Annotated in this window: 1 protein-coding gene; it reads right to left on the bottom strand. The window is 63.0% G+C overall.

What is annotated here, in order from left to right:
- Positions 1–174 precede the first annotated feature (174 nt).
- The coding region (locus OB03_RS12695) for a hypothetical protein (protein WP_461344390.1) at positions 175–583 on the bottom strand (409 nt) is incomplete at its 5' end.

Below are 583 nucleotides of genomic sequence, written 5' to 3' on the forward strand. Positions count from 1 at the left end.
TTGTCGTTGTGTGGGGGCCGCCGGTGTCCAGGGCGAAGGCGTCGAAGTTTCGAGCTCCCCCATCCAATCGGGACATCGAGGCTTGAGGGGAGACGGGACAGACGGGACACACCCCCTTTAGGGGTGTCCCTGTTGTCCCCCTCAGAACATGTCCCGCAGGACAAAGTGTCCCGCTCATTGTCCCGCCTCTGTCACCCATGCGAACGGGAGGTGAACACCCACAATGCCCTTGGCAGTCAGCGCCTCGGCCGCTCTGTGGAATGCTCGCTTGTTGGCCTCTGGCGTGTCGGCTGGGCTGATCCCGGCGTTGTATGCGTACTGCCGCCAGAGGTCGTATTTGACCACGCGTACACCTGTAGGAATGGGGCCGCCCGGCGATGCCTCTGAGGCCTCTGCTAAGGCCTTCTGGAGCGCCTTCAGGGCCACCTTGTGCGATGGTGCTAGACGCTCGCTCTTTGCCTTGCGTGCACCGCCGTCGCGCTCTTCAAGCACCTCGAAAGCACCACCGTCAGAAGCAATGCTGAACTCGGTACCCCAGCGGCTGTAGTTGCTCTTCGTGTGGGCAAGGGTGAGCAGGCGGCGG

It is taken from the genome of Brevundimonas sp. GN22 (assembly GCF_054824005.1).